General features: G+C 70.3%; 17 protein-coding genes and 1 riboswitch. Of the genes, 12 read left to right on the forward strand and 5 right to left on the reverse strand.

Going from position 1 to position 16608, the window contains the following annotated elements:
- The first annotated feature begins 65 nt into the window (after window positions 1–65).
- Complete coding sequence (gene whiG / locus DEJ51_RS24235) at window positions 66–902, forward strand: RNA polymerase sigma factor WhiG (RefSeq protein WP_030012408.1); 837 nt, start codon at window positions 66–68, stop codon at window positions 900–902.
- A 52-nt stretch (window positions 903–954) separates the two neighbouring features.
- The gene (locus DEJ51_RS24240) at window positions 955–1512 is read left to right on the forward strand and encodes a TetR/AcrR family transcriptional regulator (protein ID WP_150262113.1); all 558 of its coding nucleotides are present in this window, start codon (window positions 955–957) and stop codon (window positions 1510–1512) included.
- Window positions 1513–1583: 71 nt separating this feature from the next.
- Here the strand turns inward: DEJ51_RS24240 and DEJ51_RS24245 are convergent, their stop codons facing one another.
- A complete protein-coding gene (locus tag DEJ51_RS24245; protein WP_150259743.1) occupies window positions 1584–2066 on the reverse strand; it encodes a M23 family metallopeptidase in 483 nt (160 codons plus the stop codon).
- Between the two features lie 250 nt (window positions 2067–2316).
- Between DEJ51_RS24245 and rpsB the strand changes: the two genes are divergently transcribed.
- The 10 genes from rpsB (at window position 2317) to DEJ51_RS24295 (ending at window position 12647) form a co-directional block, all read left to right on the forward strand.
- Window positions 2317–3183: a 30S ribosomal protein S2 gene (rpsB, locus tag DEJ51_RS24250; RefSeq protein WP_150259744.1), complete on the forward strand. Its 867-nt coding sequence runs from the start codon at window positions 2317–2319 to the stop codon at window positions 3181–3183.
- Window positions 3184–3318: 135 nt separating this feature from the next.
- Window positions 3319–4155 (forward strand): translation elongation factor Ts, encoded by an 837-nt coding sequence (tsf, locus tag DEJ51_RS24255; protein ID WP_150259745.1) that lies wholly within the window; start codon window positions 3319–3321, stop codon window positions 4153–4155.
- A gap of 162 nt (window positions 4156–4317) precedes the next feature.
- A complete protein-coding gene (gene pyrH / locus DEJ51_RS24260; protein ID WP_030016384.1) occupies window positions 4318–5097 on the forward strand; it encodes a UMP kinase in 780 nt (259 codons plus the stop codon).
- 94 nt (window positions 5098–5191) lie between these two features.
- Window positions 5192–5749, forward strand: a complete 558-nt coding sequence (gene frr / locus DEJ51_RS24265) for a ribosome recycling factor (RefSeq protein ID WP_030016386.1) — start codon at window positions 5192–5194, stop codon at window positions 5747–5749.
- A complete protein-coding gene (locus DEJ51_RS24270) occupies window positions 5749–6825 on the forward strand; it encodes a phosphatidate cytidylyltransferase (RefSeq protein ID WP_150259746.1) in 1077 nt (358 codons plus the stop codon). Before frr ends, DEJ51_RS24270 begins: the two co-directional genes overlap by 1 nt.
- Window positions 6826–6918: 93 nt before the next feature.
- Window positions 6919–8031 (forward strand): 23S rRNA (adenine(2503)-C(2))-methyltransferase RlmN, encoded by a 1113-nt coding sequence (gene rlmN, locus DEJ51_RS24275; protein ID WP_150259747.1) that lies wholly within the window; start codon window positions 6919–6921, stop codon window positions 8029–8031.
- A 58-nt stretch (window positions 8032–8089) separates the two neighbouring features.
- Window positions 8090–8199: riboswitch (TPP riboswitch) on the forward strand.
- A gap of 85 nt (window positions 8200–8284) precedes the next feature.
- Window positions 8285–9385 carry a thiamine ABC transporter substrate binding subunit gene (locus tag DEJ51_RS24280; protein ID WP_150259748.1) on the forward strand — a complete coding sequence of 367 codons (1101 nt, stop codon included), beginning with the start codon at window positions 8285–8287 and terminating at the stop codon, window positions 9383–9385.
- Window positions 9386–9480: 95 nt separating this feature from the next.
- Window positions 9481–11097, forward strand: coding sequence for an ABC transporter permease (locus tag DEJ51_RS24285; RefSeq protein ID WP_150262114.1), 1617 nt, complete (start codon window positions 9481–9483; stop codon window positions 11095–11097).
- The gene (locus DEJ51_RS24290; RefSeq protein ID WP_150259749.1) at window positions 11097–12137 is read left to right on the forward strand and encodes an ABC transporter ATP-binding protein; all 1041 of its coding nucleotides are present in this window, start codon (window positions 11097–11099) and stop codon (window positions 12135–12137) included. The genes DEJ51_RS24285 and DEJ51_RS24290 overlap by 1 nt, the downstream gene beginning before the upstream one ends.
- Window positions 12138–12350: 213 nt before the next feature.
- Window positions 12351–12647: a hypothetical protein gene (locus DEJ51_RS24295; RefSeq protein WP_150259750.1), complete on the forward strand. Its 297-nt coding sequence runs from the start codon at window positions 12351–12353 to the stop codon at window positions 12645–12647.
- Window positions 12648–12824: 177 nt separating this feature from the next.
- On the opposite strand, the gene DEJ51_RS24300 is transcribed toward DEJ51_RS24295, so the two are convergent.
- The 4 genes from DEJ51_RS24300 to DEJ51_RS24315 form a co-directional block, all read right to left on the reverse strand.
- Complete coding sequence (locus DEJ51_RS24300) at window positions 12825–14072, reverse strand: cytochrome P450 (protein WP_150259751.1); 1248 nt, start codon at window positions 14070–14072, stop codon at window positions 12825–12827.
- A gap of 66 nt (window positions 14073–14138) precedes the next feature.
- Entirely contained in the window at window positions 14139–15542 is a 1404-nt protein-coding gene (locus DEJ51_RS24305) for an NAD(P)/FAD-dependent oxidoreductase (protein WP_150259752.1), read from the reverse strand.
- Complete coding sequence (locus DEJ51_RS24310; RefSeq protein ID WP_150259753.1) at window positions 15539–15802, reverse strand: ferredoxin; 264 nt, start codon at window positions 15800–15802, stop codon at window positions 15539–15541. Before DEJ51_RS24310 ends, DEJ51_RS24305 begins: the two co-directional genes overlap by 4 nt.
- A 121-nt stretch (window positions 15803–15923) precedes the next feature.
- Complete coding sequence (locus tag DEJ51_RS24315) at window positions 15924–16565, reverse strand: hypothetical protein (RefSeq protein WP_317852416.1); 642 nt, start codon at window positions 16563–16565, stop codon at window positions 15924–15926.
- Window positions 16566–16608: the final 43 nt, after the last annotated feature.

Below are 16608 nucleotides of genomic sequence, written 5' to 3' on the forward strand. Positions count from 1 at the left end.
TCGCGCACCGCGACAATCTCGTCACGCTACGCTCCCAAGGAATCCGGCTCCGGCAAAGGCGAAGCATGCCCCAGCACACCTCAGGGTCCGACCGCGCTGCGGTGCCCCCCGCTGCCCGCGGCAGCGTGCGGTCCACCGCGCCCTCGTCCCTGGAGGTGCTGTGGCGCTCGTACAAGGAATCGGGTGACGAGCGGCTGCGGGAGCAGCTGATCCTGCACTACTCGCCCCTGGTGAAGTACGTGGCCGGCCGCGTCAGCGTGGGCCTGCCGCCCAACGTGGAACAGGCCGACTTCGTCTCCTCCGGCGTCTTCGGGCTGATCGACGCCATCGAGAAGTTCGACATCGACCGGTCGATCAAGTTCGAGACGTACGCGATCACCAGGATCCGCGGCGCGATGATCGACGAGCTGCGGGCGCTGGACTGGATCCCGCGCTCGGTCCGGCAGAAGGCGCGCGCCGTCGAACGGGCCTACGCCACGCTGGAGGCCCAGCTGCGGCGCACCCCGACGGAGAGCGAGGTCGCCGGCGAGATGGGGATCGGTGTGGAGGATCTCCACACCGTCTTCAGCCAGTTGTCGCTGGCCAACGTGGTCGCCCTGGAAGAGCTGCTGCACGTCGGCGGGGAGGGCGGCGACCGCCTCTCGCTGATGGACACCCTGGAGGACACCGCCGCCGACAACCCGGTGGCGGTGGCCGAGGACCGCGAGCTGCGACGCCTGCTGGCACGGGCCATCAACACGCTGCCCGAGCGGGAGAAGACCGTGGTGACCCTCTACTACTACGAGGGCCTCACCCTGGCCGAGATCGGCAACGTCCTCGGCGTCACCGAGAGCCGGGTCAGCCAGATCCACACCAAGTCCGTCCTGCAGTTGCGCGCGAAGTTGGCAGACGTGGGGAGGTGAGCTTGCGCTACCTCCGTAGAGTGGACACGTGCCCAGGATTCGAGCGGCCTCCGTGGCCGAGCACCGGTCGATGCAGCGCGGCGCCCTCTTGGACGCCGCGCGTTCCCTGCTGTCCGAAGGCGGGACGGAGGCGCTGACCTTCCCCGCCCTCGCGGAGCGCACCGGCCTCGCCCGGTCCTCCGTGTACGAGTACTTCCGCTCCCGCGCCGCCGTGGTCGAAGAACTGTGCGCCGTGGACTTCCCCGTGTGGGCCGCCGAGATCGAAGCCGCGATGGAGCAGGCCCCGTCGCCGGAGGAGAAGATCGAGGCCTACGTGCGCAGCCAGTTGGGGCTGGTGGGCGACCGGCGCCACCGCGCGGTCGTGGCCATCTCGGCCAGCGAGCTCGACGCGGGGGCCCGGGAGAAGATCCGCGCGGCCCACGGCGGTCTCGTGGCGATGATCGTCGAGGCGCTGAGCTCCCTGGGACACGCGGAGCCGCGACTGGCGGCCATGCTGCTCCAGGGCGTCGTGGACGCGGCTGTGCGCAGGATCGAGCTGGGTGCGGCGGAGGATCCCGCCGTCGTGACGGAGGCCGCCGTCGCCATGGCCCTGCGGGGCGTCCGGGGCTAGGCCGTCTCTTTCGGATCCTGTCGGCCGGGCCCGCGGCGTCCCCTGCCGTGCCCGGTCGCCGGCTGCGCTTCTCACTCTCCGGCCGGGCCGGGTTCTGCCAGGTGTCCCGCCGGCAGGAGCCGGGGCGTCGGGCGGGGGAGCAGGGTGAGCGGGTTGAGGTACACCTCGCCCGCGAGGAGACCCCAGTGCAGACAGGACGCCGGGCAGTGCGAGCCGTCCGTCAGGACCGCCACCACCTGGCCCGCCACCACCTGCTCGCCCTCTGCCACCAGGGGCCGGACCGGCTCGTAGGTGGTGCGCAGCCCGTTCGGCAGGGCGAGCGACAGCACGCCGCGCCCGACGACGGGCCCGGCGTGATGGACCCGGCCGGCCGCGACCGCCCGGAGCTCCGCGCCCACCGGCGCGGCCAGGTCAACCCCGCGGTGACCTGCCGCGTAGGGCGTCGGCGGAGGGTCCCACCAGCGGGCCACCGACAGCGGGGCGGGCAGCGGCCGGACCACGGGAAAGGCCGGCTGGGTCAGGGCCAGGAGCAGGCTGAGCAGCAAGGTCGTCATGCACCCAGCGTCCCGTGCAGGCCCGGACCGGTGCCCCGGCCTGTGGACGGCCGGGGCACTGTGGACAACGGCGTCACCCGGCATACCACCGGGTCCCGTACACTTCTTGTGGCGATCCGGGTCACCGGGTCGACTTCGCACGCCCCGGCGCCAGGCTGAAACAGCCAGGTGACAGCGTCTCTCGGTCCCTTCATCGGGGCAGGGCGCGGTGGGGCGTCAGGAACCAAACCGAGAAACCAAGGAGATGGCCATGGCCGTCGTCACGATGCGGGAGCTGCTGGAAAGCGGCGTCCACTTCGGTCACCAGACCCGCCGCTGGAACCCGAAGATGAAGCGCTTCATCTTCACGGAGCGCAACGGCATCTACATCATCGACCTGCTGCAGTCGCTGTCGTACATCGACCGCGCCTACGAGTTCGTGAAGGAGACCGTCGCGCACGGTGGCTCCATCATGTTCGTCGGTACCAAGAAGCAGGCCCAGGAGGCCATCGCCGAGCAGGCGACGCGCGTTGGTATGCCGTACGTCAACCAGCGGTGGCTGGGTGGCATGCTCACCAACTTCTCCACCGTCTACAAGCGCCTCCAGCGTCTGAAGGAGCTTGAGGCGATCGACTTCGAGGACGTCGCCGCCTCGGGTCTCACCAAGAAGGAGCTCCTGGTCCTCTCCCGCGAGAAGACCAAGCTGGAGAAGACCCTCGGTGGTATCCGCGAGATGTCGAAGGTCCCCAGCGCCGTCTGGATCGTCGACACCAAGAAGGAGCACATCGCCGTCGGTGAGGCGCGCAAGCTCCACATCCCGGTCGTCGCGATCCTCGACACCAACTGCGACCCCGACGAGGTCGACTACAAGATCCCGGGCAACGACGACGCGATCCGTTCCGTCACCCTGCTCACCCGCGTGATCGCCGACGCCGTCGCCGAGGGCCTCATCGCCCGCTCCGGCGCTGCGACCGGCGACTCGAAGCCGGGCGAGAAGGCCGCCGCCGAGCCGCTCGCCGAGTGGGAGCGCGACCTGCTCGAGGGCGAGAAGAAGGCCGACGACGCCGAGGCCGCCCCGGCCGAGGCCGCCGCCCCGGCCGCCGAGGCTGCCCCGGCCGCCGACGCCGAGCAGGCCTGACCCACTGAGGGCGCCCGGCGTTCACCCGCCGGGCACTCGCAGTACGGACGATGACGGCGGGGGAGCCGCGCCTCAGGCGTGGCGCCTCCGCCGTTCACCCGTAGATCTACGACTTCGAGAGAGAATCACAGACTCATGGCGAACTACACCGCCGCTGACGTCAAGAAGCTCCGCGAGCTCACCGGCGCCGGCATGCTGGACTGCAAGAACGCGCTCGTGGACGCCGACGGTGACGTCGACAAGGCCCAGGAAGCGCTCCGCATCAAGGGTCAGAAGGGCGTCGCCAAGCGCGAGGGCCGTTCTGCCGAGAACGGTGCGGTCGTCTCCCTCATCGCCGACGACAACACCTCCGGTGTCATCGTCGAGCTGAAGTGCGAGACCGACTTCGTCGCCAAGGGCGAGAAGTTCCTGGCCGTCGCCAACCAGCTGGCCGCCCACGTGGCCGCCACCTCCCCGGCCGACATCGAGGCGCTCCTCGCGTCCGAGATCGAGCCCGGCAAGACCGTCACCGCTTTCGTCGACGAGGCCAACGCCAACCTCGGCGAGAAGATCGTCCTGGACCGCTTCGCGCAGTTCACCGACGGTTACGTGACCGCGTACATGCACCGCACGATGCCCGACCTGCCGTTCCAGATCGGCGTCCTGGTCGAGCTCGACAAGGAGAACGCCGAGGTCGCCCGCGGCGTCGCGCAGCACATCGCCGCGTTCGCCCCGCAGTGGCTGTCCGCCGAGGACGTCCCGGCCGAGAAGGTCGAGTCCGAGCGTCGCATCGCCGAAGAGGTCACCCGCGCGGAGGGCAAGCCCGAGGCTGCCATCGCGAAGATCGTCGAGGGTCGCGTCAACGGCTTCTTCAAGGACGCCACGCTGCTCGGCCAGGCGTACGCCCTGGACAACAAGAAGTCCGTCCAGAAGGTCCTGGACGAGGCCGGTGTCACCCTGAAGCGCTTCACCCGCATCAAGGTCGGCATCTGAGTCCGTCCGTACGCGACGGACACCGGACCCCGGTAGGGTCTGAAGCAGTCGTCCGCGCTTGCGCGAGGCGACCGCAGATCTGACGAGGAGGCCATTGCCGTAGAGGGAACCGCAAGGACCCACCGGCAATGGCCTTCTTCGTATGTGCACGAGGAGATCTCCATGAATCAGGGCGTGGACCCCCACACCGCATCCGACGACAAGAGCGACCAGGACAAGAAGGGCCGCCGCTTCATGCTGAAGCTGTCGGGCGAGGCCTTCTCCGGTGGCGGAGGACTGGGCGTCGACCCCGACGTCGTCCACGCCATCGCGCGTGAGATCGCCGCGGTGGTCCGCGACGGCGCGGAGATCGCCGTCGTGATCGGCGGCGGCAACTTCTTCCGCGGTGCCGAACTCCAGCAGCGCGGCATGGACCGGGCCCGGTCCGACTACATGGGCATGCTGGGTACCGTCATGAACTGCCTCGCGCTCCAGGACTTCCTGGAGAAGGAAGGCATCGACTCCCGCGTGCAGACCGCCATCACCATGGGCCAGGTCGCGGAGCCGTACATCCCGCTGCGTGCCGTGCGGCACCTGGAGAAGGGCCGCGTCGTCATCTTCGGCGCCGGCATGGGCATGCCCTACTTCTCCACCGACACCACGGCCGCCCAGCGCGCCCTGGAGATCGACGCCGAGGCCCTGCTCATGGGCAAGAACGGCGTCGACGGGGTCTACGACTCCGACCCGAAGAAGAACCCGGACGCGGTGAAGTTCGACGCGCTGGAGTACAGCGAGGTCCTCTCCCGCGACCTCAAGGTCGCCGACGCCACCGCGATCACGCTCTGCCGCGACAACAAGCTGCCGATCCTCGTTTTCGAGCTCCTCGCCGAGGGCAATATCGCCCGCGCCGTCAAGGGTGAGAAGATCGGCACGCTCGTGAGCGACCAGGAAACCCGGGCCTGAGCAGTCCGCTGCCGGACCGAGCGAGCCGCAGGGGCGGCTCGCCGGCCCCGCCCGCCCGCCTGAACCATCCATATCTGACATGCAGGAGCACGTGGTGACCGAAGAGATCCTCCTCGAGGCCGAGGAGAAGATGGAAAAGGCCGTCGTCGTCGCCAAGGAAGACTTCGCCGCTATTCGCACCGGCCGTGCGCACCCGGCGATGTTCAACAAGATCGTGGCGGAGTACTACGGCGCCATCACGCCCATCAACCAGCTCGCCTCCTTCTCGGTGCCCGAGCCGCGCATGGCGATCGTGACCCCGTTCGACAAGAGCGCCCTGCGCAACATCGAGCAGGCCATCCGCGACTCCGACCTCGGTGTCAACCCGAGCAACGACGGCAGCATCATCCGGGTGACCTTCCCCGAGCTGACGCAGGACCGCCGCAAGGAGTACATCAAGGTCGCGCGTACCAAGGCCGAGGACTCGAAGATCTCGCTCCGCGCCGTCCGCCGCAAGGCCAAGGACGCCCTCGACAAGCTCGTCAAGGACAAGGAGGCCGGCGAGGACGAGGTGCGCCGCGCCGAGAAGGAGCTCGACGACACCACCGCGAAGTACGTCGCGCAGGTGGACGAGCTCCTGAAGCACAAGGAAGCCGAGCTCCTCGAAGTCTGATGAACGACTCTTCCTGGCAGCCGGAGCCGGTTCCGGCGGGTCCCGCATACGATGCGCAGGTGGGCCCGCACACTCGGCCCATGCCCATCGTGCCCGATGCCGCCGGCCGTGACTTCGACGACCGGGAAGCACGCGATCGGGGGGTCGCCGCCGGCCGCGGCCCCCTCTTCCGCGCCGATACGCCGCCGCAGGAGCCCATGCCCAGCCCCCCGCCTCCGCATGCCCAGCAGCCGCAGGACGCCTCGCCCCCGCCGCCGAAGAAGCGCGCGGGCCGGGATCTGCGGGCCGCCATAGGGGTGGGCGTGGGTCTCGGCGCGGTGATCTTCGCCTCGCTGCTGATCGTCAAGGCCGTCTTCGTCGGCGTCATCGTCGTCGCGGTCGTCGTCGGCCTGTGGGAGCTCACCTCCCGGCTGCAGGAGCAGAAGGGCATCAAGGCCCCGCTGGTCCCGCTCGCGGTCGGCGGCGCCGCCATGGTCATCGCCGGATACGTCCGGGGGGCCGAGGGCGCCTGGGTCGCCATGGCCCTGACCGTGCTGGCGGTCCTGGTGTGGCGGATGACCGAACCGCCCGAGGACTACCTCAAGGACGTCACGGCGGGCGCCTTCGCGGCGTTCTACGTGCCCTTCCTCGCCACCTTCGTCGCGATGCTGCTCACCGCCGACGACGGCGCCGAGCGCGTGATCACCTTCCTGCTCCTGACCGTGGTCAGCGACACCGGGGCCTACGCGGTCGGCTGGCGCTTCGGCAAGACCAAGCTCGCCCCGCGCATCAGCCCCGGAAAGACCCGCGAGGGACTGTTCGGCGCGGTGGCCTTCGCGATGGCGGCCGGCGCACTGTGCATGGAGTTCCTGATCGACGGCGGCTCCTGGTGGCAGGGCCTGCTGCTGGGTCTCGCGGTCGCGGTCAGCGCCACCCTGGGTGACCTGGGCGAGTCGATGATCAAGCGGGACCTGGGCATCAAGGACATGGGCACCCTGCTGCCGGGACACGGGGGCATCATGGACCGCCTCGACTCCCTGCTTCCGACGGCCCCCGTGGTGTGGCTGCTGCTGGCGGCCTTCGTGGGCACCGGCTGACCTGCGAAAAGGCGTCGCTGGACGCCGGGCGGTTACTCTTGGAAGGCGCGCTGCTTCTGCGGCGCGCCTTTCGTCTTACAAGGAGTACCTGCCATGGCCCGCCCCGTTCCGGGAGAGCTCACCTTCGTCGCCCCTCGCGGGGCCAAGAAGCCGCCCCGGCACCTCGCCGACATGACCCCGGCCGAGCGCCGTGAGGCGGTCGCCGCGATCGGTGAGAAGCCGTTCCGGGCCAAGCAGCTCTCCCAGCACTACTTCGCCCGGTACGCGCACGACCCGGCCGAGTGGACCGACATCCCGGCCGGCTCGAGGGAGAAGCTCCAGCAGGAGCTGCTGCCGGACCTGATGAGCGTCATCCGGCACATCTCGTGCGACGACGACACCACCCGCAAGACCCTGTGGAAGCTGCACGACGGCACGCTCGTCGAGTCGGTGCTGATGCGCTACCCCGACCGGGTCACCATGTGCATCTCCTCGCAGGCCGGCTGCGGCATGAACTGTCCGTTCTGCGCCACCGGCCAGGCGGGCCTGGACCGTAACCTCTCCACCGCCGAGATCGTGCACCAGATCGTCGACGGCATGCGCGCGCTGCGCGACGGCGAGGTCCCCGGCGGCCCGGCACGGCTGTCGAACATCGTCTTCATGGGCATGGGCGAGCCGCTCGCCAACTACAACCGCGTGGTCGGCGCGATCCGCCGGCTCACCGACCCCGAGCCCGACGGCCTGGGCCTGTCGCAGCGCGGGATCACCGTCTCCACCGTCGGCCTGGTCCCGGCCATGCTGCGGTTCGCCGACGAGGGCTTCAAGTGCCGTCTGGCCGTCTCGCTGCACGCGCCCGACGACGAGCTGCGCGACACCCTCGTCCCCGTGAACACCCGCTGGAACGTCCGTGAGGTGCTCGGCGCGGCCTGGGAGTACGCCGAGAAGTCCGGCCGCCGGATCTCCATCGAGTACGCGCTGATCCGCGACATCAACGACCAGGCCTGGCGCGGTGACCTCCTGGGCAAGCTGCTCAAGGGCAAGCGTGTGCACGTCAACCTGATCCCGCTCAACCCGACGCCGGGCTCCAAGTGGACCGCCTCGCGGCCCGAGGACGAGAAGGCCTTCGTCGAGGCCATCGCCCGGCACGGCGTGCCGGTGACCGTACGGGACACCCGCGGCCAGGAGATCGACGGCGCCTGCGGCCAGCTGGCCGCCTCGGAGCGCTAGGTTCCGCTTCTGTTCGAGGAGATTCGGCCACGGGGTACCCTGTGGCCGAACCAATTTCATATTCCGACAGGGGAGCGCCACAGCGCTGAGAGTGCGGTATCCGTCATCCGCAGACCCTCTGAACCTCGCCCCGGTCATTCGGGGTAGGAAGTTCGGTCACCACTCTTGCTGTTGCGCCCTGCCCGGCGTCCGCTCTCGCAGAGCGCCGGGCAGGGCCGCGTCTTCTCCTGGACATCCCAGGAGGAATTCACCAATGAGCACCACCAAGAAGCTGGCGGGTGTCGCGCTCGCGGCCGCGCTGGGCGTCACCACGCTCAGCGCCTGCGGTGGCGGCGACGCCAACGACAAGACCGCGGGCGCGAGCGACGCCCCGAAGTCCAAGACCGTCACGCTCGTCTCCCACGACTCCTTCAACGTGACCGAATCGGTCCTCAAGGAGTTCGAGCAGCAGAGCGGCTACACGGTCAAGGTGCTGAAGTCCGGGGACGCGGGCGCGGCGCTGAACCAGGAGATCCTCACCAAGGGCTCCCCGCGCGGCGACGTCTTCTTCGGCGTCGACAACACCCTCCTCTCGCGCGCCCTCGACAACGGCATCTTCACCCCGTACGAGGCCAAGGGCCTGGCCGACGTGAAGCCCGAGTACGTGCTCGACAAGGAGCACCGGGTCACCCCGATCGACTCCGGTGACATCTGCGTCAACTACGACAAGGCGTACTTCGCCGAGAAGAAGATCGCCCCGCCGCAGACGCTGGACGACCTGATCAAGCCCGAGTACAAGAACCTGCTGGTCACCGAGAACGCCGCGACCTCCTCTCCCGGCCTCGGCTTCCTGCTCGCCTCCGTCGGCAAGTACGGCGAGGACGGCTGGAAGGACTACTGGAGCAAGCTCAAGGCCAACGGCGTCGAGGTCGTCGACGGCTGGGAGCAGGCCTACAACGAGCGCTTCTCCGGATCCGCGGGCGGCAAGAAGGCCAAGGGCGACCGCCCGCTGGTCGTCTCCTACGCCTCCAGCCCGCCGGTCGAGGTCCTGTACGGCGAGCCGCAGCCGGCCGAGGCCCCCACGGGCGTCTCCACCGGCACCTGCTTCCGCCAGATCGAGTTCGCGGGTCTGCTCAAGGGCGCCAAGAACGAGGAGGGCGGCAAGGCCCTCGTGGACTTCCTGGTCAGCAAGAAGTTCCAGGAGGACATGCCGCTCCAGATGTTCGTGAACCCCGTGACGAAGGACGCCGCCCTGCCGGAGCTGTTCACCAAGCACGGTGTGGTGGTCGAGAAGCCGGAGAACGTGGCTCCCGAGACCATCGCCAAGAACCGTGAGCAGTGGGTCAAGGCATGGACCGCGCTCGTCGTGAAGTAAGCGGTACCAAGGAGCCGGGCGCGGCGCACGGGGACGCCGCGCCGGGCTCCGGCCCCCGGGAGGGGGCGCGGGCGACCGCCGTGCGGCTCGCCCTGATGGCCGTCCCCCTCCTCTTCTTCGGGCTGTTCTTCGCCTACCCCGTCGCCGCGATCGTCGGGCGCGGCCTGAAGACCGACGACGGATGGCAGTTCGGCCGGTTCGCGGAGGTGCTGGCCCGGCCCGACATCGCCGACGTGCTGTGGTTCACCACCTGGCAGGCCTTCGCTTCCACCCTGCTCACCCTGGTCATCGCCCTCCCCGCCGCGTACGTCTTCGCGCGCTTCGAGTTCCCCGGCAAGCAGCTGCTGCGCGCCGTGGTGACCGTGCCCTTCGTGCTGCCGACCGTGGTGGTCGGCACCGCCTTCCTCGCGCTGCTGGGGCGCGGCGGGCTGCTGGACGAACTGGCGGGCGTGCGGCTCGACACCACCGTCTGGGCGATCCTGCTCGCGCACGTCTTCTTCAACTACGCCGTCGTCGTCCGCACGGTCGGCGGGCTGTGGGCCCAGCTGGACCCGCGCCAGGAGGAGGCCGCCCGGGTGCTGGGCGCCGGACGGTTCACCGCGTGGCGGCGGGTGACGCTGCCCGCGCTCGCCCCGGCGGTGGCCGCCGCCGCGCTGATGGTGTTCCTGTTCACCTTCAGCTCCTTCGGCGTCGTGCTGATCCTCGGCGGACCCTCGTACTCCACCCTGGAGGTGGAGGTCTACCGGCAGACCGCGCAGCTGCTGGACCTGCCGACGGCGGCCGTCCTGACGATGGTGCAGTTCGCCGCGATCGGCGCGATCCTCGCCGTGCACGCCTGGACCGTCCGCAAGCGCGAGACCGCGCTGCGGCTGGTCGATCCGGGCCGCACCACGCACCGGCCGCGCGGCTGGGCGCAGCGCACGCTGCTGGGCGGGGTGCTGCTGACCGTCGTGCTGCTGATCGCGGCGCCGCTGGGCGTGCTGGTCGAGCGGTCCTTCGACACCCCCGGCGGCTACGGCCTCGGCTACTACCGGGCCCTGCAGGACGCGGGCGCCGGTGGCGGGACCTTCCTGGTGGCGCCGCTGGAGGCGATCTGGAACTCCCTGCAGTACGCGCTCGCCGCCACCGCGATCGCCCTGCTCGTCGGGGGGCTCGCGGCCGCGGCGCTCACCCGGCGCGGGGGGCGCTTCGTACGCGGCTTCGACGCGCTGCTGATGCTCCCGCTCGGGGTGTCCGCGGTGACCGTGGGCTTCGGCTTCCTTATCACCCTGGACGAGCCGCCGCTGGACCTGCGGACCTCGTGGATCCTGGTGCCGCTGGCACAGGCCCTGGTGGGCGTGCCCTTCGTCGTACGGACCATGCTGCCGGTCCTGCGCGCGGTGGACGGGCGGCTGCGGGAGGCCGCCGCCGTGCTCGGCGCGTCGCCGCTGCGGGCCTGGCGGGAGGTGGACCTGCCCCTGGTGCGGCGGGCGCTGCTGATCGCGGCCGGGTTCGCCTTCGCCGTGTCGCTGGGGGAGTTCGGCGCGACCGTCTTCATCGCGCGGGCGGACCGGCCGACGCTGCCGGTGGCCGTGGCACGGCTGCTGGGGCGGGCCGGAGAGCTGAACTACGGGCAGGCGATGGCCCTGAGCACGATCCTGATGCTGGTGTGCGCGGTGTCCCTGCTGCTGCTGGAGCGACTGCGGCCCGACAAGACCTCCGGAGAGTTCTGATGACACTGCTTCAGCTGGAAGGGGTGTCGGTCCGCTTCGGTGAGCGCGCGGCCCAGTACGCCCTGGACGACGTGGACCTCGCGGTCGACGAGCACGAGGTCGTATGCGTGCTGGGGCCGAGCGGAAGCGGCAAGTCCACACTGCTGCGGGTCGTTGCCGGACTCCAGCGGGTATCGGCCGGCCAGGTGTTGCTGGGCGGGGCCGACCAGGCCGGCGTACCGGTGCACCGTCGGGGCGTGGGCCTGATGTTCCAGGACCACCAGCTCTTCCCGCACCGCGACGTCGGGTCCAACGTCTCCTTCGGGCTGCGGGTGCGGGGAGCCGGACGGGCCGCGTCGGCGGACCGCGTCGCGCAGCTGCTGGAACTGGTCGGGCTGCCCGGGGCCCAGGGCCGGGCGGTGGCCTCCCTGTCGGGCGGCGAACAGCAGCGGGTCGCGCTGGCCCGGGCGCTCGCACCGTCGCCGCGGCTGCTGATGCTGGACGAACCGCTGGGGCAGCTGGACCGGGGACTGCGGGAGCGGCTCGTGGTGGAGCTGCGCGGGCTGTTCTCCCGGCTGGGCACCACCGTGCTGGCCGTCACGCACGACCAGGGCGAGGCCTTCGCCCTGGCCGACCGGGTGGTGGTGATGCGGGACGGTCGGATCGCGCAGGCCGGGACCCCGCTGGAGGTGTGGCAGAGGCCCGCTTCGGAGTTCGTGGCCCGGTTCCTCGGTTTCGAGAACGTGGTCCCGGCCGTGGTCGCGGACGGGTGGGCCGCCACCGCCTGGGGCAAGGTCCCGGTACCGGCCGGATCCGCCGAGGGGGAGCAGCGGCTGCTGATCCGCCCGGCCGGCGTCGTGCTCTGCTCGGCGGGCCTGCGGTGCGAGGTGGTCTCCCGTACCTTCCGCGGCACGCACGTCGCGCTGCGGCTGCGGCCGGAGGCGGGGCCGGTGCTGGAGGCCGAGTGCGGACTGGCGGGGGCGCCGGCCGTGGGGGACCGGGTCGCGGTGACCTTCACCCCCGCCGAGGTGGTCGTACTGCCCGAAGGAGCCGCGCTTTAGGGCGTGCTCCGAGTCGCGGCCATCGTCGAATCGCCGCGCATTCGGGTGGACGATTAAGTGTGCAAAGCTCGACGCACTCATGGCCTCTATCGCCGACCGTGAGCCACACCGCCGACTCGCGGCCCAACGACCGGAATTCCCGGCCGTGTGTACTAGGATCCGCCGCTAGCATCACTCGATCGACCGCTGCTCCCCCCATCGATAGGAAGCCTGATGATCGGCGTGCTCGTCACTTTCGCGCAGACCGAAAAGTTCGATCGTTCAACTCTCTCGAAGATTGCCGGCGAACTCCGAGGGCCGTTCGAGGGCATGGCCGGCCTTCGCTTCAAGAGCTTCATGGCCGACGAAGAAAGCGGTCAGGCAAGGAATTTCTACGTGTGGGATGACGAGGAGAAAGGCCGCGCATTCTTCACTGATGAGATCGTCGGCAAGGTGACGGAGATCTATGGCGTCGCACCCAAGGTCGAATACTTCGATGTCGTGGGGTTCGTCGACAACTCCGGCATCTGATCCTCAAAGGGGCCGCCGCACAAACCTTTGCCGTCCTGGTCGTTTTGGGTCCACCTGGGCACGCCGTGGAAAATTCTTCGCCCCCTCCGGCAGAACCGGAGGGGGCGAACGGGCATCGAGTGCCCTCCGGGATCAAAGGCATCACCCGGGCCGGATGATGATCGTGACGCGGCGCGCCTAGGGGCGGATGCCGTCGCAGGCGATCTGCAGGTGGCGCGGGCCGCGCAGGACCGAGTTCTGGCGGTACTGCGGCGGGTCCTCCAGCAGCCGCGGGTTCTCCAGCCGGCGGGCCAGCTCGCTCAGCGCCAGCTGGGCCTCCTGCCGGGCCAGCGGTGCCCCGAAGCAGCTGTGGATGCCGCTGCCCAGACCGAGGTGCTGGATGTCCTTGCGGTCCGGGTCGAAGCGGTCCGGGTCCTCGAACCGCTTCGGGTCGCGGTTCCCGGAGGCCAGCATCAGCCACACGGACGCGCCCTTGGGGATCGTGACCCCGGCGACCTCGACGTCGGAGAGGGTGGTGCGCTGGGGCAGCAGCTGCACGGGCGGCTCGTAGCGCAGCAGTTCCTCGACGATCGGGACCGCCAGATCGGGGTCGTGGCGCAGCCGCTCCAGGACCTCCGGGAAGCGCAGCAGCGTCAGCATCCCGTTGGTGATGAGGTTGACCGTGGTCTCGTGGCCCGCGATCAGCAGCAGCGCGGAGGTGCTCAGCGCCTCCATGGTGGTCATCGCGCCGTCCGGGCCGTCGGCCGTCGCCAGCTGGGACAGCATGTCGTCGCCGGGGTTCTTACGGCGTTCCTCGATCAGCCCGGCCAGGTACATGCCCAGCTCCATCCGGGCGTCCATCGAGCCCTGGCCGCGCTGCGTGGGGTCCGCGTCCGGGTCAGGGTCCAGACTGGCGGCCAGGGTCTCCGCCCACACGTGGAAGCGGGGTTCGTCCTCGCGGGGGATGCCGAGCAGCCGGCAGATGACCGTGACCGGGAAGGGGTACGCGAACTGGTCGACCAGGTCGATCCGGTCCAGCTGCCCGGTCTCCCGGATGCCGTCGATGAGCCCGGAGACGAGGCCGCCGAGTTCCTCGCGCATGTCGTGGACCCGGTGGGGGGCGTGCGGCGGCCCGAACGGCCGGTTCGTCATCCGCCGCAGCCGGTCGTGGTCGGGCGGGTCGAGCTTCAGGAACGACGGGGGCAGCGTCGTGCCCTCCTCGTCCGACTGGTCGCCCAGCAGATCGTCCCCGGTCGCCTTCAGGTTCTTGGCGTCCGAGCTGATCCGCGGGTCGTGGAGCAGGCTGTGGATCTCGTAGTACGTGCTGACGACGTACGGGCCGTCCCCGTCGTGGGACACCGGGGTCTTACGGAGCTCCTCGTACAGCGGGTACGGATTCGCGCGGTTCGCGTAGTCGATGATCTCCCGCAGCAGGGCTTGTGACATGACAGGTCCTCGTGATCCTCGGGGAGGGCGCGGTACGGCGTGGCCGGTGGTGCGCGGGGATGGCGGTCATCTTCCGGGGGTGAAGGTCATCTTCCGGTCGGCCGGCGAGTAGCCGCTCAGCGTGATCGTGGGCCCGTGGGTGGGGACCGACGGGTCGGGGAAGTCCGCCGGAAGCGGCTTGGCCCCCTCGGCCCTGCGGTCCACCGTCGAGAACGGCGGCGGGAACGGTGCGGTGGACTCGATCTGCTGCTCGTAGAACGGCAGCCAGCGGCAGTTGTCGAAGGTGACGGCGGCGATCAGCCGGCCCTGGTACCCGTACACGGCCGCGAACCGGCGCTCGGCGAGCGAGCCCTGGGTGATCAGGATCTCCGTCCCCATCGGCGGTACCCCCACCGACTTGATGTTCACGCCGAACTGGGAGGACCAGAACGCCGGAACCCACAGGTGGGGGCGGCGGTCGGCGCTGTTGCTCAGCATGTTGTGCGCGGCCGTGTCGGCCTGGGCGACGGCGTTGCCCCAGTGCTCCAGCGACAGGAACTGGTAGCCGAACAGGGCGTGCGGGGAACGTGCCACGTCACCCGCCACGTAGATGTCGTCGGTGACGATGCCCCGGACGTCGAAGGCGCGGCAGCCCGCGTCGCAGGCGATGCCGCGCGGACCCGCACCCAGCCCGGAGCCGGCGAGCCACTCGGTGTTGCGCTGCGCGCCCAGCGAGACGACGACCACCTCCGCCTCCACGGTGGACCCGTCGGAGAGGTGCGCGGCGCGGACCCGCCCGGAGGGGTCGCCCTCCAGCGAGGTCACCATGACCCCGGTCCGCAGGTCGACGCCGTTCTCGCGGTGCATCTCGGCGGCCACCGCACCGATCACCCCGCCCAGCGCACCGACCAGCGGAGCGTCGCCCCGCTCGGCGACGGTGACGTCCAGGCCGCGCTCGCGGCACGCGGAGGCGATCTCGGACCCGGTGAAGCCGGCCCCGATGACCAGCACCCGGCGGGGACCGGCGGCCAGGGCCCGTTGCAGCCCTTCGCCGTCGTCGCGGGTGCGCAGGACGAAGACGCCCTTGAGGGCGCCTTCCTCCGGGTTGGGCCACGGCCGGGCGCGCACCCCGGTGGCGATCAGCAACCGGTCGTACTCGACCTCGTCGCCGTTGCCGAGCCTGACCCGGCGGGCGGCCATGTCCAGGCCCGTGGCCGGCACCCCGAGGCGCCAGTCGGCGTCGATCGCCCGGCGGCGGGGGAGCGCGGTGTGGTCGGCGACCGCGTTGCCCAGCAGGACCTGCTTGGACAGCGGGGGCCGGTCGTACGGTTCGTACGGCTCGTCGCCGATCATCGTGAGCGAACCGGTGAAACCCTTGTCGCGCATGGTCTCGGCGGCTCGCAGACCGGCCAGGGAGGCGCCGACGACGACGATGCGGCCCTCGCTCTTGAGGCGCTCCAGGGATCCGTCGTGTGTTCCTGCACCGGTCACCGCGCGCCTCCGGGACGAGATCCGGCGCCGGCCACGGCGTCCGGGGCCACCATGTTCGCCATGTCCTCGTCCGTGATCTCCAGGAGGATCGCCTGTACCGGACAGGCGGCCACGGCACGCATGACGTCCTCGCGCTGCGCCGGATCCGCCTCCGGGTTGTAGAGCAGCGACTCGTCGCCGTGCATGGCGAAGACATCGGGAGCGAGGAACGCGCACTGGGCGTATCCCTGACAGCGGTTGAGGTCGACGACAAGCCTCATGACGGTTCTGCCTTTCCTTTGGCCGTCCATCCCCGTCACCCCCCGAACCCCCGGGCCCTCCCCTTCCCACCAGCATGCACGCGGCACCCACAGGCCGCCTGCCGGAGTAGGAACGCCCAGGTCAGGGTGGTTCGGTGGGGGTTGGAGGGTGGTGGGCGGTGCCGCGCCGGACGCGCAGGATGTACAGGCTGAGGATCAGGGCCCAGACCGGGAACACCAGCTCGGACCAGGGCACTCCGGAACCGACCACGAGCAGGACCAGGCCGACGACGGTGCCCAGCAGGGCCAGCGGCTTGGGGAAGACGCCGAGCGTCCGCCCGATGGTCGAGGTCGCGAGGACGAAGACGGCCGCCATCCGCATGGCGTACGTCGCGAGGAGGGTGTAGGCGTAGTGGCGGCCGAAGTCGGAGGGCGTGCCCTCGTTCAGCACGGTGCCCGCCGCCGCGGCGGAGGCGAACAGGGTGGCCACGAAGACGAATCCGCTGCCGAGGAACACGGTGGCGATGAACCGGTCCTCGGCCGCGCCCGTGTGTGCGCGCAGGGCGCCCATGAACCACAGGAAGAAGATGCCCGCGAAGGGCACGATCTCCAGTGCCACTTGGACCGCCCAGCGCTTGTCCTGGTCGACGGGCAGGTCGGCGGCGTTGCCCGACGGGACGGCGATCCGCATCAGGACGATCGCCGCCCCGAGCAGCAGGGCGAAGGCGACTCCGGCCATCCCGGCCGCGCGTGGCGTGTCGAGCCGATCGGTCGTGGGACTCACGAACCCCTCACTCTCTCCCCCGGTCCAGCAAGCGGCAGACACC

Origin of the sequence: Streptomyces venezuelae (genome assembly GCF_008642275.1) — a bacterium.
In the GTDB taxonomy this organism is placed as follows: domain Bacteria; phylum Actinomycetota; class Actinomycetes; order Streptomycetales; family Streptomycetaceae; genus Streptomyces; species Streptomyces venezuelae_E.